25 protein-coding genes and 1 riboswitch are annotated in these 22093 nt (G+C 56.9%); of the genes, 12 read left to right on the forward strand and 13 right to left on the reverse strand.

Going from position 1 to position 22093, the window contains the following annotated elements; genetic code table 11:
* The first annotated feature begins 202 nt into the window (after positions 1-202).
* The gene (locus MOV80_RS14540) at positions 203-520 is read left to right on the forward strand and encodes a hypothetical protein (protein ID WP_141113326.1); all 318 of its coding nucleotides are present in this window, start codon (positions 203-205) and stop codon (positions 518-520) included.
* 270 nt (positions 521-790) lie between these two features.
* On the opposite strand, the gene MOV80_RS14545 is transcribed toward MOV80_RS14540, so the two are convergent.
* The 8 genes from MOV80_RS14545 to MOV80_RS14580 form a co-directional block, all read right to left on the reverse strand.
* Complete coding sequence (locus MOV80_RS14545) at positions 791-1375, reverse strand: DoxX family protein (RefSeq protein ID WP_118267639.1); 585 nt, start codon at positions 1373-1375, stop codon at positions 791-793.
* A 30-nt stretch (positions 1376-1405) separates the two neighbouring features.
* Positions 1406-2071, reverse strand: coding sequence for a putative DNA-binding domain-containing protein (locus tag MOV80_RS14550; protein WP_019104468.1), 666 nt, complete (start codon positions 2069-2071; stop codon positions 1406-1408).
* A gap of 19 nt (positions 2072-2090) precedes the next feature.
* Entirely contained in the window at positions 2091-2930 is an 840-nt protein-coding gene (locus MOV80_RS14555) for a DUF692 domain-containing protein (protein ID WP_249605250.1), read from the reverse strand.
* On the reverse strand, positions 2918-3220 hold the full coding sequence (locus MOV80_RS14560) for a hypothetical protein (protein WP_019104466.1): 303 nt from the start codon (positions 3218-3220) through the stop codon (positions 2918-2920). The genes MOV80_RS14555 and MOV80_RS14560 overlap by 13 nt, the downstream gene beginning before the upstream one ends.
* 131 nt (positions 3221-3351) lie before the next feature.
* Complete coding sequence (locus MOV80_RS14565; protein ID WP_118267641.1) at positions 3352-4278, reverse strand: MBL fold metallo-hydrolase; 927 nt, start codon at positions 4276-4278, stop codon at positions 3352-3354.
* 492 nt (positions 4279-4770) lie between these two features.
* Positions 4771-5574: an NAD(+) diphosphatase gene (nudC, locus tag MOV80_RS14570; RefSeq protein WP_249605251.1), complete on the reverse strand. Its 804-nt coding sequence runs from the start codon at positions 5572-5574 to the stop codon at positions 4771-4773.
* 27 nt (positions 5575-5601) lie between these two features.
* A complete protein-coding gene (locus MOV80_RS14575) occupies positions 5602-6735 on the reverse strand; it encodes a YbdK family carboxylate-amine ligase (RefSeq protein ID WP_043593168.1) in 1134 nt (377 codons plus the stop codon).
* Between the two features lie 4 nt (positions 6736-6739).
* Positions 6740-7936, reverse strand: coding sequence for a cation:proton antiporter (locus tag MOV80_RS14580; RefSeq protein ID WP_043593170.1), 1197 nt, complete (start codon positions 7934-7936; stop codon positions 6740-6742).
* Between the two features lie 163 nt (positions 7937-8099).
* Here MOV80_RS14580 and MOV80_RS14585 point away from each other — a divergent pair, with 163 nt between their 5' ends.
* Positions 8100-8900 carry a M90 family metallopeptidase gene (locus MOV80_RS14585; protein ID WP_240333881.1) on the forward strand — a complete coding sequence of 267 codons (801 nt, stop codon included), beginning with the start codon at positions 8100-8102 and terminating at the stop codon, positions 8898-8900.
* Between the two features lies 1 nt (position 8901).
* Here the strand turns inward: MOV80_RS14585 and hpaR are convergent, their stop codons facing one another.
* Positions 8902-9351 (reverse strand): homoprotocatechuate degradation operon regulator HpaR, encoded by a 450-nt coding sequence (gene hpaR, locus MOV80_RS14590; protein WP_051002808.1) that lies wholly within the window; start codon positions 9349-9351, stop codon positions 8902-8904.
* Between the two features lie 313 nt (positions 9352-9664).
* Between hpaR and MOV80_RS14595 the strand changes: the two genes are divergently transcribed.
* Positions 9665-9961: a hypothetical protein gene (locus tag MOV80_RS14595; protein ID WP_141113325.1), complete on the forward strand. Its 297-nt coding sequence runs from the start codon at positions 9665-9667 to the stop codon at positions 9959-9961.
* Positions 9962-10033: 72 nt separating this feature from the next.
* Here the strand turns inward: MOV80_RS14595 and MOV80_RS14600 are convergent, their stop codons facing one another.
* A complete protein-coding gene (locus tag MOV80_RS14600; protein ID WP_118267647.1) occupies positions 10034-10459 on the reverse strand; it encodes a DUF3693 domain-containing protein in 426 nt (141 codons plus the stop codon).
* A gap of 257 nt (positions 10460-10716) precedes the next feature.
* On the opposite strand from MOV80_RS14600, the gene MOV80_RS14605 reads away from it, so the two are divergent.
* From MOV80_RS14605 to MOV80_RS14635, 7 genes are all read left to right on the forward strand, one after another.
* Complete coding sequence (locus MOV80_RS14605; protein WP_118267649.1) at positions 10717-11037, forward strand: hypothetical protein; 321 nt, start codon at positions 10717-10719, stop codon at positions 11035-11037.
* Between the two features lies 1 nt (position 11038).
* Positions 11039-12367 carry a phage/plasmid replication protein, II/X family gene (locus tag MOV80_RS14610; protein WP_249605252.1) on the forward strand — a complete coding sequence of 443 codons (1329 nt, stop codon included), beginning with the start codon at positions 11039-11041 and terminating at the stop codon, positions 12365-12367.
* An 18-nt stretch (positions 12368-12385) separates the two neighbouring features.
* Positions 12386-12592, forward strand: coding sequence for a hypothetical protein (locus MOV80_RS14615; RefSeq protein ID WP_118267656.1), 207 nt, complete (start codon positions 12386-12388; stop codon positions 12590-12592).
* 234 nt (positions 12593-12826) lie between these two features.
* The gene (locus MOV80_RS14620) at positions 12827-13081 is read left to right on the forward strand and encodes a hypothetical protein (RefSeq protein WP_118267658.1); all 255 of its coding nucleotides are present in this window, start codon (positions 12827-12829) and stop codon (positions 13079-13081) included.
* Between the two features lie 69 nt (positions 13082-13150).
* Positions 13151-14554, forward strand: a complete 1404-nt coding sequence (locus MOV80_RS14625) for a hypothetical protein (RefSeq protein WP_162897070.1) — start codon at positions 13151-13153, stop codon at positions 14552-14554.
* Positions 14551-14904 carry a DUF5455 family protein gene (locus MOV80_RS14630; RefSeq protein ID WP_118267662.1) on the forward strand — a complete coding sequence of 118 codons (354 nt, stop codon included), beginning with the start codon at positions 14551-14553 and terminating at the stop codon, positions 14902-14904. The genes MOV80_RS14625 and MOV80_RS14630 overlap by 4 nt, the downstream gene beginning before the upstream one ends.
* 12 nt (positions 14905-14916) lie before the next feature.
* Positions 14917-15849, forward strand: coding sequence for a zonular occludens toxin domain-containing protein (locus MOV80_RS14635; RefSeq protein ID WP_118267664.1), 933 nt, complete (start codon positions 14917-14919; stop codon positions 15847-15849).
* 684 nt (positions 15850-16533) lie between these two features.
* Here MOV80_RS14635 and MOV80_RS14640 read toward each other — a convergent pair.
* The 3 genes from MOV80_RS14640 to MOV80_RS14650 all read right to left on the reverse strand — a co-directional run bounded on the left by MOV80_RS14640 (position 16534) and on the right by MOV80_RS14650 (position 19693).
* Positions 16534-17109 (reverse strand): DUF2726 domain-containing protein, encoded by a 576-nt coding sequence (locus tag MOV80_RS14640; protein ID WP_118267666.1) that lies wholly within the window; start codon positions 17107-17109, stop codon positions 16534-16536.
* A 468-nt stretch (positions 17110-17577) separates the two neighbouring features.
* Positions 17578-18039, reverse strand: a complete 462-nt coding sequence (locus MOV80_RS14645; protein WP_118267668.1) for a hypothetical protein — start codon at positions 18037-18039, stop codon at positions 17578-17580.
* A 178-nt stretch (positions 18040-18217) separates the two neighbouring features.
* Positions 18218-19693, reverse strand: a complete 1476-nt coding sequence (locus MOV80_RS14650) for a cobyric acid synthase (protein ID WP_107731864.1) — start codon at positions 19691-19693, stop codon at positions 18218-18220.
* A gap of 146 nt (positions 19694-19839) precedes the next feature.
* On the opposite strand from MOV80_RS14650, the gene cbiB reads away from it, so the two are divergent.
* Together cbiB and cobD are read left to right on the forward strand one after the other, a co-directional pair.
* On the forward strand, positions 19840-20766 hold the full coding sequence (gene cbiB, locus MOV80_RS14655; protein ID WP_240333903.1) for an adenosylcobinamide-phosphate synthase CbiB: 927 nt from the start codon (positions 19840-19842) through the stop codon (positions 20764-20766).
* Entirely contained in the window at positions 20759-21745 is a 987-nt protein-coding gene (cobD, locus tag MOV80_RS14660; RefSeq protein WP_081574598.1) for a threonine-phosphate decarboxylase CobD, read from the forward strand. The genes cbiB and cobD overlap by 8 nt, the downstream gene beginning before the upstream one ends.
* A 107-nt stretch (positions 21746-21852) precedes the next feature.
* Positions 21853-22036: riboswitch (cobalamin riboswitch) on the forward strand.
* Positions 22037-22093: the final 57 nt, after the last annotated feature.

Raw genomic sequence — 22093 nt, forward strand, 5'->3', positions numbered from 1 at the left:
TGAATCATTAAGTCATTATAGTGTGCGGCCGCATTTATATTAACTTCATTGTTAATATTATTTTGATTTTGACTATCTTGATCTAGGCTCGTGTGCTTGTCTAGGCGAGAGCCTTTAGCTATTAGCATTGCCTGAATCTTATTGTCACTATAGAAATTTGCGGTTTTGCTGCATTTTTCTTGCACACTAAAGGATTTGAGTCATGAAGACCGTCAATTCTCTAACCATTTCTTTTGCCGCTGCCCTTTTATTGGCTTCCTCCATCGTCAGCGCGTCATCTATCGGATCCACTCAAGCTAACGAAGTCACTTCCGCAACACAGCAAGCTAGCAAGAATGATAGCCATCCATCCTCAAATGCTCCAATGGATCAAATCCAACCAAGAAAACCAGGGCAGTGCTTCTCCGCAAAGAACTGCACAGGGAAGGTAATTGGCAATCACCAGCATGCGCACAATTGCAAGAATGCCGGCGGCAAATCTTGGCGAAGCGGTGTGACGGGACAATGCAGTAATTTGTAATTGTCCAGTTCCTAATCTCAAACAAAGGCTTCGCGAGCTTCGGTTCGCGAAGATTTTGCGAAGATATAAAAAGCCCCCAGCCTAATTGGCTGGGGGTCATGGTCATAACAGGAGGCTGACATTGAGGGTGCCAGCTATTGCCTGTTATAGGCATCAGGTACGCTTATTCGCACTGACCAAAAGACCGGCCCCCACCACTGGCCGACAGGCGAGCTCTGAAGCGGGCTCCCCGTGCAGCATTCATTAGGCGTAGTAGGTTTTGAAACGCTTTTAAGCGGCAAAACGCTTGCGCAGCCAGTAATCCAAGCTGACATGGCGGCCGCCGCCGTAGAAGAACAGCACCAGCAGCATGACGAAGTAGGTGGCGGCGAACTCCATCCCGTTGTTAAGGATGACCGGGTCGCCCAATTCGGTGATGTAGTTGTACCGGCCGGGGAAGTTCTCAGCCAGCCAGGACAGGAAGCCGGTCAGCCGCTGGCTGGACTCCATATCCTTTGAGGCGATGGCCAGCCAGCCGCGCGGCAGGTGCACCATGGCGCTGGCCGCGCTCATCAGTACCATCATCGGGATGGCCATTGCTCGGGTGAACAGCCCCAGCGCAATGCAGACCAGGCCCAGGACCTCGGTGGCCGCGGCCAGAAAGGCGAACAGCACAGGAAAGGGCAACCCCAGGCCGCCTTCGCTGGCGGGCGCGCCAAACCAGGTCGCCGCTTCGCTGAAGCCAGCCACTTTGGAGTGAGCGCCGACATAGATTACCGGCAGAAGATAGAGGCGGATACCCAGAAGAGCGATGAAGTCGTATTGTTTGCAGGCTGCAACCGCACGGTCGAAGCCATTCATTATCTTGGCAATCATTTTCGTGTTCCTTATGTTGGGCCGCCGGCGTCATACGTTGTCGACCGGCGACGACGTGTTGGCGTCGAGCATGTGTATCAAGCCGATAGCGGAGGCTTCGTCCAGCCAGGTAGCCAGAAGGTCGAGCGGGACGCTTGCCCGCAGCGTGGGATAGGCGCAGGGGCTCCGCAGCGTCTCCAGCAACCTGCGATCGAAACCGGTTAGCGGTTTCTGAATAATCTGATGGCTTGAGTCGCGAAATAGGGCGAAGGGTCCGGCAAGTCCGGCGACGTCCAGTTGGATCTCAATGCAGGCTAGCGTGGGATTGAGCGAGAAGATTGAGCGTTCCGTCACTTCGCTTGTGGATGGCGGCGGCACGAGAGCTTCGTCGATTTCCACGCTGAACAGCACCCATTCGTACTCCAGGCATTGGCGCAGATCTGCAGACAGGCGGGGCTGGGCGAAACAGAGAAACTCGGTGGCAATATGGTGGAACTCAGGGCTGGACGACGCGTGTTCCGCCAAAAACTCATCGATGCGCAGACTCAGCTCCGCTGCCGATAGCCTGGCGCAAAACAATGGAAAGACTTGAGTCAGCACGTCTTCGATATTGCCGCGCAGAAACTGGCGGTAAAGCTCGATGGAGCGATCACCCAAGACCGCCGGGCCATCTCGCAGCCGCCGGCTGAATGTTTCGATGTCCGATATCGTGTTCATGGCTTCTCCTTTGTCGCGCTCAGGCCGCCTTGGCCGCTGCTTGGTGGAGGCGTTGCCGCAGTTCAGCCGCTTCAGCGCATAACTCGCTCCACGGCGGCATGCTGTTGTCTCGCTCCAGCAGCAGGGGACGAGAGCCGTGCCGAGCTAGGGTGTACCGGGCAAGCTCCAGAACTTCCTCGCATACAGCCGCGCCATGGGTATCGATCAACATGCCGTCGTCGCGGCGCCAATGACCGGCGATGTGGAAGTAGCGAATGGCGGTGGACGGCAGTTCGGCGATAAAGCGCCGCGGGTCGTAGCCGTGGTTGCAGGCGTTGACGTAGACGTTGTTGATGTCCAGCAGTAATTGACAGCCGCTTTGCTCCACGACGGCGCTGATGAAATCCGCTTCCGCCATCTGGCCGGGGTGATTGTGGTAGTAGCTGATGTTTTCCAGAATCAGCGGCCGCTCCAGCATGTCTTGGGTTTGGCGGATCTTGGCTGCGATGCGCGCCGCGGCCATCTCGTCGCGCGGAATCGGCAATAGTTCGTACAGATAGCCCTGGCGGTCGCGGGAGTAGCTGAGGTGGTCGCTGTGAAGGTGAATCCGGTAGCGTTCAAGAAAGCGTTTGGCGCGTTTGAGGTAGTCAACGTCCAACGGCAGTTCGTCGCCTATCGACAGGCTGAGCCCATGCGCGATCAACGGGTACTTCTCCGCCAGACGGTCCAACTGCTCGCGTTTGCGGCCACCGACGTCCATCCAGTTTTCCAGCGTGATTTCCAGAAAGTCGATTTCAGGCTGCGGAGCGTGATCGGCCAGCCATTGGGCGTGCTCGGCGCGCAGCCCCACGCCGACGGCCCGCTGATTCATTGTCCGCATACACCCTCCACCATTTTGCCGGGGCCGGCTTTGCCAGGATGGATGCCTTGGCCGGTCTTGCCGCACTTGCCGTCGCGGGCGCGCACTAGTTGATCTTGCGGGTTGTGCTTGATGTCGGCTTTTTCATACATCTTCACCGTGCCGCACTTGCCGCTGGCGCATTTACCGCCATGGCCGCTTTGGCTTTTCACCTCTTGCGCTGGTTGGCTGGCTTCCGCCGCCAGCGCGGAGTCGGCGCCCAAACCAAGCAAGGACGTCATGGCAATGGAAAGGATGATCTGTTTTTTCATGTTGAATCTCCGTTGGGGTGGCGATGTTTAGAGCGGTGAACAACATCCGTTTTACGTCAGTGGCAAGGCGGGCCGGCGCGGGCAGTTTGAGTACGACAAGTCGGCGCAGCCCAGAGGTTTGTTAGCGGCTCTTAATGCACCGGGAAGCATGAAAGGTCGCGGCTGGCATAGATCGGCCCTTTGTAATAGCGGCGGACAATGGAGATGGATTGCTCCTTGAGCCGTAGCCCCTTGCCCATGAAATGGTTGAGCACCAGCTGCTTGGGTTTCACCGCCGCGGCGATGCGGCCAACGGCGGATGGTTTGGCGTGTAAGAAAGCAGAGGAGGGGTCCGCCTGCTCGTCGATGGCGAGCGGCATTACCAGAATGTCCGCGTTTTTGGCGAAATCGAGAAAGTGCGGGTTGCTGCCGTTTTGGTCCGCGGAGACGACAATGCTGCCGTCCTTTGTGTCTATGCGATAAGCCAGGCAGGGCACGTTGCCATGAGGAATGCCGAGCGCGCTGATGCTGACGCCGTCTTTTTCATACACCTTGGTCGGCGTGGTTTTGCGGTAGTCCACATTGGACAGCGACACCTTCAGTGGAATATCACCCTGGCCGGAGTAGATGCCTGACAGATAGGCGTAAGCGCCGTTCTTGGCGTTGAACTGGGCGTTCATGAAGCCGCTCAGGCTGGGAAAGCCGGCCCCGCTCGTTGGGCCGGACATTTCGATGGCGCGGGGAGAACTGAAGAAGTAGCTGCCTTTGAACAATGCGGGCAAATCCGATACGTGGTCCGTGTGGAAGTGGGTGAGGCCGATGAAGCCCACGTCTTCCAGGCGCGCGCCGGATTGACCGAAACGCAGAAAGGCTCCGCCCCCGGCGTCTATCATCGCCACCGGTTTGTTCTTCCACCAGATTAGCGAAGCCGACGAGGCGCGACCATCGTCGGAGATCGGTCCGCCCGAGCCCAGTAGTTGCAACGAAAAGCTCTTGTTTTCGCATTGAGTCGGGCTGGCGAGAGTTACGCCGGTGCCGCTGGCCAGCATGAGTGATAAGGCAAGCATGCGGATTTTCATTGTGCACTCCTTGCGCGGCGCGAAGATTTTGCCTGCGGAAGGAGACCGCTTGCGAAGTTGGCGCCGTATGTCTTTGAATTTAAAAATCTACCGTTGCTGAGAGAAATTTTGCCGCTTTGGCTTTGGCTTTGGCTTTGGCTTTGGCTTTGGCTTTGGCTTTGGCTTTGGCAATGATTAAAGCTTATCACTGCCCGTATATCAGTATTACTTTTTGTATTTATGTATATAAGTAGAAAAATTTATATGAAACAATGAGGGGCAATGCTGTGCCCGACGGCATCACGCAAGATAAAAGGGCGGGAAAGAGCATCATCGGAACGATGCATAGGCCAATAAGGAATCAAGCGAGCTGCGCAGGCCCACTTGCGGAGGAAGGAACTTAGCCATGCGGCGCAAGAAGCCGGAAGCCAGACGGCAACCAGCCAACTCGCGAGCTAGCAGAGATAAGGTGTTGCGACAGAGGAGGGGGTGAAACGCAGAGGCAGGGGTTGACTAAACTTGCCCTTCATCCTTCTCGCGCAGCCAAGCCACAGTATGGTTCAGCAATTGATAGGCAATGGAGATGGGGGTCGGCGTTTGCGGCAGGGCGTCGATGTCGAACCAGCCGGCGTCTTCGATTTCCCCCTCCTGCGGCAGGATCTCGCCGCTGTCGTATTCGGCGGTAAAGCCCAACATCAGCGAGTGGGGAAAGGGCCAGGATTGCGAGCAGACGTAGCGGAGATTCTTGATTCGAACGCCCACTTCCTCGAAGGCTTCGCGGTGCACGCATTCCTCCAGTGTTTCCCCGGGTTCGACAAAGCCGGCCAGCGCACTGTAGACGCCGGGAACGAAGTGAGGGCTGCGCGCCAGCAGCAACTCTCGGCCGCGATGAATCACCACCATCATCGCCGGCGACAGCTTGGGATAGTAAAGCTGGCCGCAGCTGGAGCAGCGTTTGCCGCTATCCCCGGACCGCTGAAGCAGCGGCCCGGCACAACGGCCGCAATAGCGATGAGTGCGCTGAAACTGGCGGATCTGCGCGGCGCGGGCGATGGCGGGCGTCAGCCCGGAGGGCAGGCTGAGCAAGGCCGGCCGCAGAGCCAGCCAGTTGCAGCCGGCCGGCGGCGCGCCCACCAGTTCCGCCAAATAAAGATTGTGACCATCATGTACGCCGATGAACAGTTGCTGGGACAGAGGCCAGCCGCGCGCGAGCTCATCCGGCAAGGCCTGATCCAATAGTAAAATCTTGGACCCTTCGAAAATGCAGTAACGGGCAGGCAGGGCGGGGTCGGGCAGAGCGGGCAGGTCGAATGGCATGGCGGCTTGTGATAATGTCGTAGCCGCTTAGTTTACGCCCACACCCGGTGCCTCGTACATCCAGTGTTCGCTTTGTTGCCGCACAACTTCGGATAGAGAACCGCTGCCGTCGAACACTTGGCGCAGCCAGGCGCTGTCCGACTGTCGCTTCAGCACTCGCTGACGCAAGGCGGCCAGCTGCGCCTGGTTACCCAGCGCCTCGGCCTGCGGCTCCAACTGATTCAGAGTGTTGACCAAGTCCTCCTGCAGTCCGATCTGACTATTGTTGCCAGCATCGACCAACATGCCGTCAAAACCGAAGCGGCAGGCCTGAAAGCGATTGTAGCTATAGGTCAGATAATGTTCCTGACACACCTCGTCCTGCTGTTCGCCCAGGCAGCGATGAGCCAGCATCTGCGCGTAAGCCGCCAGCAACACAGGGGTCTCCACCGACAACGGTGTATCGCAAATACGGATTTCCACCGTGCCGTATTCCGGCTTGGGCCGGATATCCCAGTAGAAATCCTTCATGCTGGCGACAATGCCCAGATTGGCCATGCGCCGGAAGTAGTCGTTGAACTGCTCCCAGTTGTTGACGCAAGGCATGCAACCGGACAGCGGAAAGGCGTTGACGCTGGTCAGCCGCGAGGTCTGGAACAGCGTATCCACGCCCTGGTAAAAAGGAGAGGAGGCGGATAGCGCGATGAAGTGCGGGATGTAGCGCGCCAGATAATGGGTCAGCCGCACCGCGCTGTCGCCGTCCGGGCAGCCGATGTGAATGTGCTGACCGTAGACGGTGAATTGCTTGGCCAGATAACCGTACAGCTCGGATACCAGGTGATAGCGCTCTTTGGGATAAATGCGCTGTTCGTCCCAATGCTGGAACGGATGCGAGCCGCCGCCGGCTAGACCCAGGTTCAGTTTGCGCGCGCTGCTGACCAGCAGCTCGCGGATGGCCAGAATCTCCTCCAGCATCTTGTTGACGTCGCTGTGCACTGCGGTGCCGATTTCTATCATGCCCTGGGTGATTTCCGGCTTGATGTCGAAACCGTGTTGCTGACGATTCACCTGCAGCAGCAGATCGTCCGAGCCACGGGTCAGGTTGTAGTCGCGGCGGTTGAGGATCATCAATTCCAGCTCCACCCCCAGAGTCAGCGGCTGACTGTGGTTGAACTCCAGCATGTTCTCACTCCTGCGCCCGGGTTTCGCCGGCCAGCCGCAAGGCCAGCCGGGTCAAGACCGGCGCGCACAATTCATTGATCACCAGGATGGACATCATCGCGCCGCTGAAGCTTTGCGCGGCGGCGCCCAGCGACACCGCGCCCAGGCTCATCAGCAGCGCGGTGCCGCCGGACCAGGCATTCAGCGCCAGGCCCAGGCAGGCGCCATGGCGTTTCGGCAAGCCATTGGCGCCGGCCGCCAGCCACCAGATCAGCATCGCCAGCCCGGTGCGCAGCGCCAGACAGGCCAGCGCCAGCGGCCAGAACTCGGCCAGCGATTGCGGAGCCAACTGCGCGCCGGCGGCAACGAAGAAGGCCACGGTGAAAATCTGCGCCGACGACATCACGCCGCGCTCGGTCACGGTATGGCCGTGCTTGAGGTTGCGGGTGGCCAGCCCGGCAACCAGCAGCGCCAGCGACGGCAGCACCTGCAGCATATCGGCCACCCCGACCACCAGCGCGATCAAGCCGAACAGCATGACCTTTTGCGATTCGCGCTGCCGGCCACCCAGCCAGCGATTAAGCTGGATTGCCGCGAGGCCGGCCAGCAAACCCAGCGCACAGGAGGCCAGCGTAAGCCAGCCCGGCAGCAAAATACCGCTTTCCACTCCGTTGTTGCCGGAGAGATGTCCATAAGACAAGGCCAGCGCGAAGCAGGGCAGCGCCAGCAGATTGGAGAGCGCGGTGGCCACCAACAGGCGCTCGCTGACCTGACCGTCCGCGTTAGATTCCCGCACGATTTCCAGCGTGACCACCGGAGAAGTGGCCACGCCCAGCGCCGCCAACATCAGACTGGCCGCCAGCCCCAGGCCGAACAACTGCAAGGCGGCGAACAGGCCGAGCAAGGTCAGCAGACAATAGAACAAGGTGGTCAGCAGCAAGGTGCGCTCCACCCGTAGCCACCGCAGATCCACGCGGCGCCCGGCCTCAAACAGCGCGATGCCCAAGGCCAAGTGCACGAAAATGGACGCTTGCTGCAAGAGTTGCTCGTCCAGCAGGCGCAGGCTGTGCGGGCCGATCAGCAAGCCGGTCAGCACATAGCCGACGATGGCGGGCAGCCGCGCCACCCGCACCGCGATCTGGCCGCCTATCACCCCCAGCGACAGCAGCACGCCGAATGCCGCCAAAGGATTGAGCGCCAGCGTTTGCCAAGGCAGGCTCATGATAATTCCCCCGTTTATTTTATGATTTTGACTGTTGCGCCAGCCTGGGCCGGCGCAGCGAAAGCGGAATGTTGACGTCTTGCGACAGATCGGATGGGGCGCGCATTGAAATGTGCAAAATCGCCCTCAGAGTAGGAGAGACGATAAAACGGGACGAGAGTTCATGGTGATTGAGTGGATTCGCCGCGCGCTATCCGGCAAAACCGCTCCGGAAACGATGGCAGCGCTGCGCGAACAGGCCGCGCGCATGCCGCTGCTGTCCGGTTTGGACGAAGCGGAGTTGTTGCGCTTGATCGAGTTGGCCGCCTGGGTGTTGCACAGCAAAAGCTTTTCCGGACAGGACGGGGTGCGGCTAGGCACCCGCTCCTGCGCCAGCGTGGCCTTGCAAATGGCGCTGCCTGCCATGAATCTGGGCAAATCCGCCTTGAGCGGATGGAGCGATGTGGTGCTGTATCCGTCTCCGTTTGTCGCGCGCGACATCTGGATGGACGGCATCGGCTTGCAGCATGAAAGCGAGAGCGTGCTGATAGGCCAGGCGCGTCAGGACGGCCCGGTGGTGCTGTCGCTTCCGGACGCGCGAGCCTCAGAGCAATTGGATGGATGGAATGTGGTGATCCATGAAGTGGCGCACAAGCTGGACATGCTCAACGGTCCGGCCAACGGCTCACCGCCTCTGCACAAAGGAATGAACCAGGCGCAATGGAGCCGCGCCTGGTCTCAAGGTTATCGTTTATTGTGTCGCATGCTGGACCGCGGAATCGATCCTGGCTGGCTGGATCCGTACGCGGCGGAGAACCCCGCGGAGTTCTTCGCCGTGTTAAGTGAGGCTTTTTTCGAGCTGCCGCATCATCTCAAGCTGGACTACCCGGAGCTTTATGAGCAGCTTGCCTTGTTCTATCGGCAAGACACGGCAAGGAGATTGCCCGAACCCGAGGGGATGCCCGCCCCAGAACCCGAGCGCTGACTCAGCCGACCCGCGGCGCCGGCAGTTTCTCCAGATCATCCAGCAAGCCCAGCAGCTGCGTCAGTTTTTCCTGGCCCAAATGGCTTTCGATCTGTCGATAACAGTCTTCCGCCAACGGAGAGATCTGTTGAATCAGCTCGCGCCCGTCCCGCGACATTGAAATGATCAAACGCCGGCTGTCTATATGATCACGCTGGCGATGGATCAACCCCGCTTTTTCCATGCGGACCAAGATGCCGGTCAGACTTGGAGGCAAGATGCAAGCCCGGTCTGCGATCACGCCGGCTTCTTGGTCTCCAAAGTCTTCCAAAACTCGCAAAATGCGCCACTGTTGCTCTGTCACCCCGTAACGGTTGAGGATCGGGCGGAAGTAGGCCATCACCGATTCTCGTGCCCGTAGCAGGTGCTGGGGCAGCCGTTGATTATGTAGTTTTATGTTTTTGTTGGTCATTTAGATCGTTGCTTCCGGCTGCGCGCAGCCAGTGTTGCTGGTTATCGCTCTCGCGGGCGAACTCGACAAATAAAATGCCATGCAAATACCTGTCACATATTTACTTTATTCCAAATTTTAATCCAAAAACAAAAAAAATAGCATCTCAATACCATATATCCTTCGAATTAATTATGCATACCGGGCGAAGTGACTGGCACAAGCGCTACGATGCAGAGCGACTAAGCAGACTTTTTACGTTACAGTGACGATAAATTTCAAATTTCGTCACTGTAACGCATAATAAATCCAGGCAAGCAGAGGAGGGCACGCGATGAACACAGACCCGTTGCAAGAAAAGGCCGACGTCACAGTCAAGAAACGCGGCCGACCAACCACCGGCCTAGCAATGTCCGGCGCCGAACGGCAGCGAAAGTATCGGGCAAATACTGTCACCGTAACGTTAAATGATAAGGAGTGGGCACACCTGACCAATATGCTGGAGCAGGCGCTTAAGGCCGATCCGTCACGTTATGGCGAATCCGATTTCGCGCTGGCCAGAAAAATTTACAGAGCCGCCATCAAAGGCAATCCGCCGCCGGATTGCTTTCACAAGCCAGCGGTCAAGTGATAGAACAGCGCGCAGTCTTGCCATGAATTGCAAAAACAGCCCTGAACTGATACCCAGTTCAGGAGGATTGACCTAAATTGAGGAATATTCATTATTTGACATAATATACAAATGGCATGTTGCAACGGCACAACATGCTGCATTCGTCATGCGCCGTGACGCACTAGCATTGTCAGCGCTTAGACTCCCCATCAGCATCGCCCCCGCCGTCATCCCGCCCAGGGCGAGGGCGCCCATCTTTTTTAGCAGGTCTTCCCAAACGTCCTTACGTGCTTGATTTTTCTCGCGTTCCATCTGCGCCGCGGCAATCACCACCATGCCGTCTATCCCCAAAATTTTTGCGACCATGATGCAGGCGAAGTCATCCATGATCTTTTTCCCGGTCATGTACTGACTCATTCCGCTGCTGCTTATCCCTAGTCTTTCAGCTTTTTTGTTCTGGCTGATGTCACCCATTTTTTCGAGTGCTTCGCGCAGGTAGTCGCTGCTTAGCTTCATGTCATCTCCGTTGTGCTTACCTGGGTAAGCAATCTATCATGGCACTACCACTTACCCAGGTAAGCAAAAGTCTGTTACCCAATTTTAGCAGGGGAGGCATGCCGTGTACCGATCCAAATGTTGCGCTCTATATCGCTGTCATGGCCACGCCATGACAACGTCCAAGCCCTTCGTTTTTGTCTGCCGCACCGGCTTTGTCTTCGCTTCTCGGCCAGTCGTCCGTCTGGCCCTTTCACGCACCAACTGAGGACCTACCCATGAAAGCCATTTTGTCCGGTTTCCTTCACATGAGCGGCATTGCCAAGCAGTCCGGCAAGCCGTTCGACATGCGCACATTGATTGTGCTTGTCCCGGCTCAGAACGCCGCGTCCGAGAAATTCAACAAGCTGGGCGTTGGCTATGAAGTCGCTGAGTTGCCGGTGGCTGACTCCGCCAAACCGGCTTTCATGTCGTTGACCTATCCCTGCCATGCGCAGCTGGACATCAGCCACGAGATTTTCAACGGCAAGATGCAGCCCATGGTCAACGGCGTTTCCCACGTTGTGCTGCTCAAGCCTGTAGACAAGGCCGCCGCCTGATATGTCCGCTTTCATCGACTACATCTCGATCTCGCAAGTGCATCCGGGTCGACTTAACCCCGAAACCGGGGTAGTCGAACCGAGATTGCCGCTTGTGGATTCGGGCGTGGTCGGTAAGTGGGGCAGGGACATGGAAACCGGTGATCTGATTGATAACCCGGAGTGGGGACAGTCTTCAAAACTGTTCCTGCGCGGCTCCTTCGACAGCCTGGTTATCGTCAAGTGCGACGGTTTCCGCATCACCTTGTCCGGCAACGTGGGCCGCCTGGATCGGCCTGACAATCTGTTCAACCTGGATTTTGATCAGACCATTGCGAAGTGCAATGAAATCCTGTCGCGTTTCCGTTTGCCACCTTTTGAACCTGGTCAGCAGGTGGTAAACGCAAATCCGTCAGCGTATGACCTGGAACACGGCGTCAACCTCGTCCACTGGACTGGCGCTACCGTCTCCGGCCTTCATATCACGCGCAACTATCAAACCGGCAGTCCGAAGGACGCCGAAGCCTTCATGCGCTGGCTTTCTACCCAGTCCATCAGCAACGTCAAACGTAACCGCGCTAGCCCTGAGTCGTGCGCCTGGGGCAGCAAGGGCGGTCGCAAGATGTTGAAGGCCTACATCAAGTATCTCGAAATGCTCGCCCCCGGTCACAAGCATGGGCGCTCTACATCTCAAATCAAGTGTGACCCTGTTTATCAATTTGCACGGGAACAAGGCATTGTGCGGCTGGAAATGGAGGCAGGACGCCTCTTGCTGCGCGACAAAGGTCTACGGTTCCTGGGAGATATCACGATGGATAACATCGTCCAACTCTTTGACGCCGAAGTCCGGCCACTCTTGTCCCGCGTCCGCCAGGACATCACCCGTCTCGACATCGAGGGCTTGCCCTCCAAAATCCGCATGACTGCCGCTTGCTACCTACGCGGCGAGGATGTTCGCCAGTTGGTCAGCCAGGCCACGTTCTACCGTCACGCAAAAGCCTTGCGTGATTACGGCATCGACATCAGCGAACCGCTCGCAAAGTTCGACAAGATCAATCACGTCATCAAGGTTGTTGAAGTGGCGCCGGCTTCCTGCCCTGACTGGTACTGGCAGCACCAGGAACGCTTGTTTGTTGAGCGTAGCCGTCTTGAGGCCGATCAGGCGCTTGCTGAGGTCGAGCGCGCAGATCGCGCCGCGGCTGTTGCTGCAAACGAGGAAATTCCGCTGCCGATGGTGGCAAACGGCCGCATTGAAGACCCCGACAGGCTCGCGTACTTGCTCCAGGCCGCGAAGGACTACGAAGTGCCATGTATCAGGCCACAAGCGTTTCAACAATATTCGTCACAGTAACGGAAAAGGAAAGTTTCTATGCGAAATCTCGTTTTCTTCGTCATCGGCCTGCTGATCTCGTTCGTGGCCATCGCTGGCTACGACATGTATGCGCCGGCTCCGATGTACACCGTTTCGAGCCCAGCTCCGGCTCGTGTTGAGACGCAATCTTCTCAACCCACTTATCGCCCTGTTCAAAAGCCAGAAGCTTCTGCACCGGCTAGGGCCACTAAACAGGCGTCGTGATTATGGATGCTTCTGCTTCGCTGTCAGTTATTGGCCAAATCCCGAGCAATGAACTGAACCTGATTATCGGTCTGTTCATCTGCTTTGCGCTCGGCTTCTTTGCGGGGCAGCAGCGATGACTCTGACGCCTCAAGAAATCGGCTTGATTGCCGGTTACTGCTCCCTGTGTTGGGGAACAGGCTATTTGCTCGGAATGATGTTCCGTTCGTCTAAACAGCTTCTGGAGAAAATCCTATGAAACACCTGACCGTTGTTCGCAAGTTCGGCTCCCGTCTGTCCCTGGTTGTCCTGGGCGCTAGCGCTTCCGCTGCCGCTATGGCTGATGGTGTGACGCTGCCCGATATGGCCGCGGCTTTGAACACTACCGGCGCCGCAGTCATGTCCAACGCTAACGCTTCCGCGACTGCCGTCACGCCGTATGTCCTGGGCGTGGCCGCGATTGTGTTGGTATACGCCATCGCGAAAAAGCTGTTCAAGAAAATCGCCTAATTGGGCCGACTCTGAAGGAAATGGCGCGGCCACGGCAGTGGCTGCGCCATTGCCTTCTAGGAGGATTAAATGGGCAAGTCACTCAGAATTATCATTCTCGTCACCGTAACGCTATATCAATTGCTGGCACCTGTTCAGTCATACGCGGGCGTTGGCCAGACGCTCTATCCGGTGATACTCAATGCCGCAATCAATGGCGGCAAAATGGCGGGGACAGTCGCAACGAGGGTTATTGCCGGTAATCCAGCGTTGGGTGTTGCGATGACTTCCAATCCTGCTGGCGATGCGCAATATGATTGCATGGTCGCAATCAATCCCGCATGTTTGCCACTTCCCGACAATTGGCATAGAGAATCAGACGGCACGCCTGCACCATCTTCCGTTTCTCCGCCAATTCCTACCGGCGGTCGTGTAGATAATCCGAATTTGATTGCACAATGCAAAGCACTTGGCGGTTTCAATGTTGGCACGTCTTATACGGTTTATGAATTTTCAGAATGGCGATGGGCACGTCCTGCTGATGTTTTAGTAGATGTCTATTCCTGCATGTATTTGCATACTGACGGAATCAATTACGTCAAGGGTTCTGGCGTTGAAGTCGCCAGGACGCCTACAACAGATTACACATGTCCTGCTGGATATACTCGAGACGGCGCGTCTTGCAATCTTTTTAGTCCATTGAATGTTCTAAAGCCATATGGCACGCCATGTTCGATTATTCGTGATGGATCGAAGTTTAAAACTGATTCACAGAATCCAGCTTGCGGAAATACAACTGATGGTGCTATTCAAATGAGTAATGGTACCTTTTCAGTTGTGACTGATGACAATATCAAAGTGTATGAAAGCATGGTGGCAATGCGTGATAAAACGCCTGCTGCCAATATTTCATTAACTTCTGATGGCTTAACCCAAGTCAAAAGCTACGACAAAGCTACTAATACGACTACGACTACCTCAATTAAGGACGGTAAAGTAGTTGGCACGTCCACGGAGGCGGGGAATACAACGAGTAATCCGCCAGGAACAGGCGCGGGGACAGGTACGGGGACGGGCGGCACGCCGATAACCTGCCAGCAAGTTGGAACATGTGGAGTTTCACAAGAGGCGACTCAGCAAGGCGTTAAAACAGGCATAGACAAGCTGGTAAACCTTGTCACGGATATGACAAAGGTTGATTCATCTTCACCGGGCAAGGGTGACTTGCCTAGCAACGATACGGACTTTTCAATATTGTCCGGTATTACTATGCCAAGTCTCAGCTTGGATTGGCTCATGAAAATGTTTCCAGACCCAGAGTGCACCGATATACAGCTTGATATTCCAATGATGTCGTCAACAAACACGATGACGATTCCGGTCTGCAAATATCTGCCTCCAATTAGAAATGCCATGACGTGGTTTTGGTATGGTGTCGCTGCATTGACGATTATGGGCATATTTCTTGGTACCAAACCGGAGGAAGACAAGTGAGTAAAATATTCGAATGGCTTTACACCAAGCTCGCAGGCTTCTTCATAGATATTTTGACGAAATTTGGCATAAAGGCGGCTAAGAACTGGGCGGCAGCGATGACGTTGATGGTCGCTCTCGTAACGGCGTTTGTGGCCTTCCAGCAAGTGATTCAAGGCTTGGTGGTGGTGCTGATACACGCACCGTCTGATACGTGGTTTCAGACTGCGGCGTGGCTAGTGCTTCCAAGCAATTTCCCGTCTTGTGTTTCGGCCATTGTCACGGCACGGATAGCCAAGTTTGGCTACATGTGGTTTTCCTGGAAAACCCGCCAGTTTATCCATGGCTATCAGCTCGGCCAGAAATTCTAGGAGGACATTGCGATGTCGGTTTACTTCATCACGGGCCATCTCGGCGGCGGTAAAGGTGTCCAGTCTGTTGGCCGCTTGATCTCTTATGCAGAGCAGGGCAGGCGCATTGCCGGCAATGTCGAAATCAATCTGGAGAAGCTCTGCCAGAATCCACGCTCAAAGCAGAGCTATATCCGTTTGCCGGATATCCCGACTTCGGATGATTTGCACGCCTTGGGCCTTGGCTCGGAAACCCGTGCAGAGGATACCTTCGGCGCGCTCGTCCTAGATGAATGTGCCGTTTTCTTGAACTCGCGGGATTGGCAGGAAAAAGGCCGGCGCTCAATCATGGCGTGGCTCGTCCATGCGAGAAAATTCCGCTGGGACGTCTTTATCCAGATTCAGGACGTGGATGCCCTGGACAGCCAAATCCGAAAGCTGTTGCACGAATATACGGTGGACTGCTTGCGCCTGGACAAGCTGTCAATCCCAATCGTGACACGACTTACAGGATTAAGGCCTCCCAAGTTTTTTGTGGCGCGGGTTTTCTATGGACGGATGAATCCGCCTGTCCGTGCCGATACGTGGTACACATCGGGCAAAAGGGCGTTCGATGCCTACGACACTGAACAGGTGATTATGGATGAATCGGACGATGGGACTTATTGCATGTTGCCGGAATGGCATAGGGTAGGGCGCTATATGCCTCCGCCAAAGACGTTTATGGAGAAGTGCCATGCAGGACTTACCAAAGCTATTGTGTTTTTTCTTCGTGCTCTTATGGTTATTCCTTATATTCTCGTTGTCAGGAAACAAAGAGGATTGGGGGCCATTCAAGAAAAAATTCGACGAGATCGTTTCCAGCCGGCAAGAGTAATGCCCATGAACCTGTCACTTTTTGCCCGCCATAGTCACGACATTTCTCGCCGTTCATATCTGAGAATTTTTCAGCAAAAAGGAGTTTAGCAATGGATTCACATTCTCTTATTGGTTTCGTTTTGTTTTGCTTAATTTGTTCTCTTGCTTTTTATTTAAAGCATGGCCTTTAATTTCTTGCCAAAAGCCCGTGTTTTTAACCGGGCTTTTTTTCATCGCTTGTTTTTGGCTTCAGATCCTGCATCCATTCTCATGCATTTCTTTTTGTACGTTTCTGAGCTTTTGCATCGTATCTGGCTCTTTGTTCATGCCAGGCTCTAGCATTCGATCGTAGTAATTCCTTAGTTGCTTGAGCGTTTCACAGCTTCTTTTCATCTGGGGTACTGATGCTGCATTCTGTGTACCTTGCGCCGCGGCGATGCTGGGGTCTCGTGTGTTGAAGTTAATGCTTTTGAAACGTGTTCCCTGTGGGCAGTATTGTGCCGTTGTGTATATGGTCTGCGATTCGCTAACGTAGCACTCCAAAACACCGGCTTGCGGTAATGGTTTGGGTGCTTGGGGCTGTTTTGGTGGGGTCACTTCAATGCTGGGTTCTTTCATCCTTCTTTTGAAGGAAGCTCCGGGAGGGCAGCTTGTCTCGTTTGTGAGCAGACTTTGTCCACTACTGGTTTTGCACTCTATAACTCCCGCGTGTGACACTGTGTAGGCCAATGCTATGGCGACACATAAACGTTTCATGATCGCACCTCTTCACAATTGTTATTGGTAAAGTAGTCAAGCACGCTCAAGCGCTCTTTCTTCCTTGGGGTGCATTTTTCTGAGCACGTTAGCGTACTCGTCCAGTATTTTTTGAGGGGGTGTTCTTGGGATCCGCAGCGGCATGAGCCCTATTTGCCTGATGATCGAATCTCTTTGCCTGTCTTTCTCCTCTTTACCAATGTGCGACCTGTCATCAAGCTCGATGATCGCGATCATTGTGAGGTCTGTCTTGCAGATCACGAAGTCAGCTACCTTCTGGCTCATTGTTCTGCGCAGCCCTTCGTTGTCGAATTTGCTCCCTCCTTCAGTGTCGATAATCTGGCTAAAGGCTACTTGAGGAAAAACGAGGAAGTCAGGGGAGAGGCTTTTTGTCAGTCGGTTAAAGCACTCTTGCTCACGTTGCGTGAGCAGAGTTTTCCCCTTGAGCTTGAACCTGGCATTGCCAAATTTATTTTGGCTTGTCTTGTATTCGGGTTCATTTTTTTTTGCCCCTGCTTCTTCCTTTTTTAATTTCAGTTCACGACCTTTGCTTCTCTTCATGAGTGTAGCGACGACTATCAGGGCAATGAGAATGATTGCAATCGTTGTCATGTTTTTCTCACACTTTACGGTAACGGCGATGCTAGACGAATAAACCCCGTCTGCAAACTCGTCTTATTCGTCACCGTAACGAAAATACAGAGAGGCCTCGCCCCGGCTCTTTTGCAGACAGTAAAAACCGTGTAGAGCGATCACCTATGGTCAGCCCCGCGCTCGCGCGCCCCTAGGGGCCCCGCCTGGACGTTCTTTGTCCAGGAAGGGGGTAGGGGGACTAGCTCGGCCTTGGCCGAGCGTAGTAGGGCGTTGCAGCATGTTGGCGTCGCGCCGCCTTCGGGCCGCGTAGCGGCCTAGACGGGTGACTGGTAATACCCGTCTTTTTTCTCATTTTGAGAAACCGGTAGGAGGGCGGCAGCATCGAAACGGCGCTGCAAGGCGCGCCAGAACTGGCTTTGGGGTCTTTCTGACAAAGCGCGTCTTTTTTCTCAAGAATGAGAATGGGAATGCTGATGGGATTGCCTGTTAGCAGCTGTCGTCGGGGCCGATAATTCGGTTCAGCATCGCGCCGAATTTTGCCTGCCGGTGGCAGTTCTCACGGTAGAAGTCCCGCTCGATCATGAGCCGTTCGATCAGCTCCGCTTGCTGTACTGCAAGGCGCTTGGCCCGGCGATAGTCTCGCATTAGGGCAACTTCTTCGTAGTTGATGCGTTCACCCGTGGCCGGGCAGATTAGCGCCTGGCCATCGTTGGCCAGCTTCCAGCCCCAGAACGGGCCGAATTGCTTGCCTAGTACGGTTGACGCTTTGTGAGCTAGATAGAGATAGGCAAGCTTCGGGACCGGCTTGTGTCCAGATCGCCAGCGGCCGACCTCGTCAACGTCTACGCCGATCTCTGCGGCAATTTCCGTTATGTCACGAAAACAAACAGCCCTGATCAAGTCATCAGGGCTGCACGGGAACTCACACCAAGGTAGATTGCGTTTCATTTTGCTGCGAATAGTTGTTGCTCGAACCTCCAACGATGGAAAGTGTTGCGTTTTATTAACCTGTACAAAAGGCCAGGGTATTGAACCATTGGAGCAGGCCGTGGACCCTGCGCCGCATGTTTCTAAGATTTGACATAATATACATTATGCGAACATTTGGTGGATTTGCTGCTAACTCTCATATGCGAATTCCAATAGGTAAATCGTTGATGATCGGCCCAAGATCCAAAAATTGCTCCAACATGTCTGCCAGCTTGTCGATATTAGTCTCGCGCAGCGCCGGATAGTCCAGGGTCACGGGCTTTTGAAGCCCAGCCCAACACAAGATGGCTTGACAGGCTGCGGGCTCATCAAAAACACCATGTAGATAGGTGGCCAGGATTTGGTCATCTTCCGAGCGCGCCCCGTCCACGCCGCCGTCGTTGAAATGCAGCACAGGCCGCTGCAGCGCGGGGCCGGTGCTAACGCCCATATGGATTTCGTAGCCAGTTGCCTCGGCATTGCCAAAGCTTAGCCGGCCGCGCATCCGTGTCAGTCGCTTTTCCTTCGCCAGTGTGGTTTCCATGTCCAGCAAGCCCAAGCCGTTGCCGCTCCCCGGTTCGCCCTCCAGGCCATCTGGATCGTGCAGTTTGCGGCCCAGCATTTGCAGGCCGCCGCAGATGCCTAGCACCTTGCCTCCGTAGCGCAGGTGGCGGCGTATCGTTTCCTCCCAGCCCTGCGCGCGCAGCCAGGCCAAGTCGGCCAGCACGCTCTTGCTGCCGGGCAGCACGATCAGGTCGGCCGGCGGGATGGTTTGGCCTGCCCGCACTAGGGTGAATTCCACTTGCGGATGCAGGCGCAGCGGATCGAAATCGGTGTGATTGCTGACGCGCGGTGCGGCCGGGGCGATTACGCGCAGCTTGTCGCCGGTGGCAGTTGAACCGCCGAGCTTGTCCAGGTCCATGCTGTCCTCGGCCTCCAGATGCAAGTCGTGTAAATACGGCAGCACGCCCAGCACTGGCTTGCCAGTATGCCGTTCCAGCCAATCGATGCCGCTCTTGAGCAGGCTGGGATCGCCGCGGAAGCGGTTGATCACTAGGCCGATCACCCTGGCGCGCTCGGATTCCGACAGTAGCGCCAGTGTGCCGGCCAGGTGGGCGAACACGCCGCCGCGCTCGATGTCGGCCACCAGAATCACCGGGCAGTCCACCGCCTCGGCAAACCCCATATTAGCGATATCGCCGTCGCGCAGATTGATCTCCGCCGGGCTGCCGGCGCCCTCGGCGATGATGCACTGGTATTGCTCCGCCAGCCTGGCGTGCGATTCCAACACCGCCTTCATCGCCACCGGCTTGTAGCCGTGATAGCCGCGAGCCTCCATATTCCCTATCGCCCGTCCTTGGATGATGACTTGCGAACCGGTATGGCTATTGGGCTTCAACAACACCGGGTTCATGTCGCTGTGCGGCTCCACCCCGCAGGCTTGCGCCTGCACTGCCTGGGAGCGGCCGATCTCTCCGCCGTCCACCGTCACCGCGCTGTTCAGCGCCATGTTCTGAGGCTTGAACGGCGCCACCCGCACGCCTCGGCGCGCCAACAGTCGACACAAACCGGTGGCCAGCGCGCTCTTGCCGGCATCTGACGTGGCACCCTGAATCATGATGGTCTTGGCCATGGCGCTCCCCCCTGCACATAGATGGCGAACAAGGCTTAGAATGGCGGCTTGATTCATTCCGGCCAGCCCAAACCCTAAAAATTTACGCATTGGATACCTCCAAGCGGCGGTCGGCCATTATATAAGGCTGTGCGTTGAGTTCCGCATTGTTTCTACCGCTAGCGCTATTGCTGGATCGCCTGTTGGGGGAGCCACGGCGCTGGCATCCACTGGTCGGCTTCGGTCGGCTGACCCGAGCCGTTGAGCGCCTTGGCTACCCCTCCTCGCCCGCTGCCGAGCCCAAGTGGCGCATGCGTATGCGCGGCGCCCTGTCCGTTTCGCTGCTGCTTCTGCCGCTGACGCTGGCGGCCTGGCTGCTGGCCCGGCTGCCGTTGCTGGACGTCATCGCGCCCATCGCCCTGCTCTACCTGGCGATTGGCGCCAAGAGCTTGGCTCTGCACGCGGAGGTGGTCAGACAGGCCCTGGACGACGGCAATCTCGCTTTGGCCCGCGAACGGGTGGGCTGGATCGTCAGCCGCGACACAAGCGAGCTGGATGAGGCCGGGGTTGCCCGTGCCGCTATTGAATCGGTGCTGGAAAATGGCTGCGACGCCGTTTTTGCCGCGCTGTTCTGGTTTCTGTTGCTGGGCGCGCCCGGGGTGGTGTTGTACCGGCTGTCCAACACGCTGGATGCGGTGTGGGGCTATAGGAACGCGCGCTATTTGCATTTTGGCTGGGCCGCCGCCCGCCTTGACGATGTTTTGAACTACATCCCGGCGCGGCTGACCGCTTTCACCTATCTGCTGCTGGGGCACGCGGCAAACGGTTGGCGCTGCTGGAGAACGCAGGCGCCCACTTGGTACAGTCCCAACGCCGGCCCGGTGATGGCGGCCGGCGCCGGCGCGCTGGGTGTCTCCCTTGGCGGCGGCGCGCGCTACCATGGCCAGTGGAAGGAGCGGCCGCCCTTGGGCTGCGGCCCCGCGCCCGCGCATCAGGACATCGGCCGCGCGGTGCGCTTGGTCAGCCGCGGCGCATGGCTGTGGGCCGGTCTTTCCATATTGTGGGCTGTTTTGATTGGAGTAATGCATGCTTGAACACGGAGGTGGCCTGCTGCGCGCGGCCGCTGAATACGGTATTCCGCATGGGGATTGGCTGGACCTGTCCACCGGCGTCAACCCCAATGGTTGGCCAGTGCCGCCGCTGTCCGCCGACGCCTGGCTGCGGCTGCCGCAGGACCATGATGGGCTGGAAGCGGCGGCGGCGGAATATTACGGTTGCGAGCAACTGCTGCCGGTGGCGGGCTCCCAGCCCGCCATCCAGGTGCTGCCGCGGCTGCGAGCGCCCTGCCGCGTCGGCATGTTGACCTTGTGCTACGCCGAGCATCCTTATCAGTGGCAAAGGCGCGGGCACCGCGTGGAACGGTTCACGCCGGACGCGCTCGCCGCCAACATCGATCGGCTGGACGTGGTTCAAATCTGCAACCCCAACAACCCCACCGGAGATCGTTTCGAGCCGGATTTACTGGAGGACTGGCGGCAAAGGCTGGCGGAGCGCGGCGGCTGGCTGCTGGTCGACGAAGCATTCCTGGATGCGTCGCCGCAGGACAGCATGCTGCCTCATATCGGCAAGCCGGGCTTGATCGTGCTGCGCTCGGTCGGCAAATTCTTCGGCCTGGCCGGCGCCCGCGCCGGTTTCGTGTTTGCCCAGCCTGCGTTGCGGCAGGCCTTGGCCGAGGAGTTGGGCCCCTGGTCCATGGCAGGTCCGGCGCGCGAAGCGGTGACGCAGGCGCTGCGCGATACGGCGTGGCAGCAGTCCATGAGAAGCAAGCTGCTACGCGATAGCGCGCGGCTACGAAACTGCCTGGAGCGGCACGAACTGGCGCCGGCCGGCGGCTGCGAGCTGTTCCAGTGGGTTCCCGGCGATGCCAGCCTGTCCTTGCATCGCTATCTGGCGGGGCACGGCATCTTGAGCCGTTATTTTGAGTCCATGCCCAGCTTGCGCTTTGGCCTGCCTAGAAGCGAACAGGACTGGGCGCGGCTGGAACAGGCCTTGGCATCCTGGCGGCGATTGTAATTAAAATCAAAACGCCAGCGGTTCACAGCCTGGTTTTTGTCACGTATTATCCGACCCCATCATGACGGTGCCCCAAAAATTTGTGTACGACCTTGCCAGCCAAGACGCGCGGCAGTACGTAAACAGGTTCTCAGAGGGTGAAACGGGAACGCGGTGCAAGACCGCGGCTGCCCCCGCAACTGTAAGCGCAGAGTCCACGCCTAACGCCACTGGTCCCTAAACAGGGCTGGGAAGGCGGCGTCGGACGGCGACGCGCGAGCCAGGAGACCGGCCGTCATACGTGTCGACGCAAGCAGAAACCGGGCGGGGTGTACCGGGGGATACGCACATGTGCCGCTCATGAATAAT

Origin of the sequence: Chromobacterium sp. IRSSSOUMB001, from assembly GCF_023507765.1 — a bacterium.
GTDB lineage: Bacteria > Pseudomonadota > Gammaproteobacteria > Burkholderiales > Chromobacteriaceae > Chromobacterium > Chromobacterium haemolyticum.

Bases quoted from the DNA above. Each gene is read 5' to 3' on its own strand.
- MOV80_RS14555 (WP_249605250.1), bottom strand. From the start codon at position 2,930: ATGCGGACAATGAATCAGCGGGCCGTCGGCGTGGGGCTGCGCGCCGAG.
- cobD (WP_081574598.1), top strand. From the start codon at position 20,759: ATGCTTGAACACGGAGGTGGCCTGCTGCGCGCGGCCGCTGAATACGGT.
- MOV80_RS14545 (WP_118267639.1), bottom strand. From the start codon at position 1,375: ATGATTGCCAAGATAATGAATGGCTTCGACCGTGCGGTTGCAGCCTGC.
- MOV80_RS14575 (WP_043593168.1), bottom strand. From the start codon at position 6,735: ATGCTGGAGTTCAACCACAGTCAGCCGCTGACTCTGGGGGTGGAGCTG.
- MOV80_RS14640 (WP_118267666.1), bottom strand. From the start codon at position 17,109: ATGACAACGATTGCAATCATTCTCATTGCCCTGATAGTCGTCGCTACA.
- hpaR (WP_051002808.1), bottom strand. From the start codon at position 9,351: ATGACCAACAAAAACATAAAACTACATAATCAACGGCTGCCCCAGCAC.
- MOV80_RS14600 (WP_118267647.1), bottom strand. From the start codon at position 10,459: ATGAAGCTAAGCAGCGACTACCTGCGCGAAGCACTCGAAAAAATGGGT.
- MOV80_RS14650 (WP_107731864.1), bottom strand. From the start codon at position 19,693: ATGGCCAAGACCATCATGATTCAGGGTGCCACGTCAGATGCCGGCAAG.
- MOV80_RS14635 (WP_118267664.1), top strand. From the start codon at position 14,917: ATGTCGGTTTACTTCATCACGGGCCATCTCGGCGGCGGTAAAGGTGTC.
- MOV80_RS14550 (WP_019104468.1), bottom strand. From the start codon at position 2,071: ATGAACACGATATCGGACATCGAAACATTCAGCCGGCGGCTGCGAGAT.
- MOV80_RS14625 (WP_162897070.1), top strand. From the start codon at position 13,151: ATGGGCAAGTCACTCAGAATTATCATTCTCGTCACCGTAACGCTATAT.
- MOV80_RS14560 (WP_019104466.1), bottom strand. From the start codon at position 3,220: ATGAAAAAACAGATCATCCTTTCCATTGCCATGACGTCCTTGCTTGGT.
- MOV80_RS14645 (WP_118267668.1), bottom strand. From the start codon at position 18,039: ATGAAACGCAATCTACCTTGGTGTGAGTTCCCGTGCAGCCCTGATGAC.
- MOV80_RS14585 (WP_240333881.1), top strand. From the start codon at position 8,100: ATGGTGATTGAGTGGATTCGCCGCGCGCTATCCGGCAAAACCGCTCCG.
- MOV80_RS14595 (WP_141113325.1), top strand. From the start codon at position 9,665: ATGAACACAGACCCGTTGCAAGAAAAGGCCGACGTCACAGTCAAGAAA.
- MOV80_RS14605 (WP_118267649.1), top strand. From the start codon at position 10,717: ATGAAAGCCATTTTGTCCGGTTTCCTTCACATGAGCGGCATTGCCAAG.
- MOV80_RS14540 (WP_141113326.1), top strand. From the start codon at position 203: ATGAAGACCGTCAATTCTCTAACCATTTCTTTTGCCGCTGCCCTTTTA.
- MOV80_RS14610 (WP_249605252.1), top strand. From the start codon at position 11,039: ATGTCCGCTTTCATCGACTACATCTCGATCTCGCAAGTGCATCCGGGT.
- MOV80_RS14580 (WP_043593170.1), bottom strand. From the start codon at position 7,936: ATGAGCCTGCCTTGGCAAACGCTGGCGCTCAATCCTTTGGCGGCATTC.
- nudC (WP_249605251.1), bottom strand. From the start codon at position 5,574: ATGCCATTCGACCTGCCCGCTCTGCCCGACCCCGCCCTGCCTGCCCGT.
- MOV80_RS14615 (WP_118267656.1), top strand. From the start codon at position 12,386: ATGCGAAATCTCGTTTTCTTCGTCATCGGCCTGCTGATCTCGTTCGTG.
- MOV80_RS14620 (WP_118267658.1), top strand. From the start codon at position 12,827: ATGAAACACCTGACCGTTGTTCGCAAGTTCGGCTCCCGTCTGTCCCTG.
- MOV80_RS14565 (WP_118267641.1), bottom strand. From the start codon at position 4,278: ATGAAAATCCGCATGCTTGCCTTATCACTCATGCTGGCCAGCGGCACC.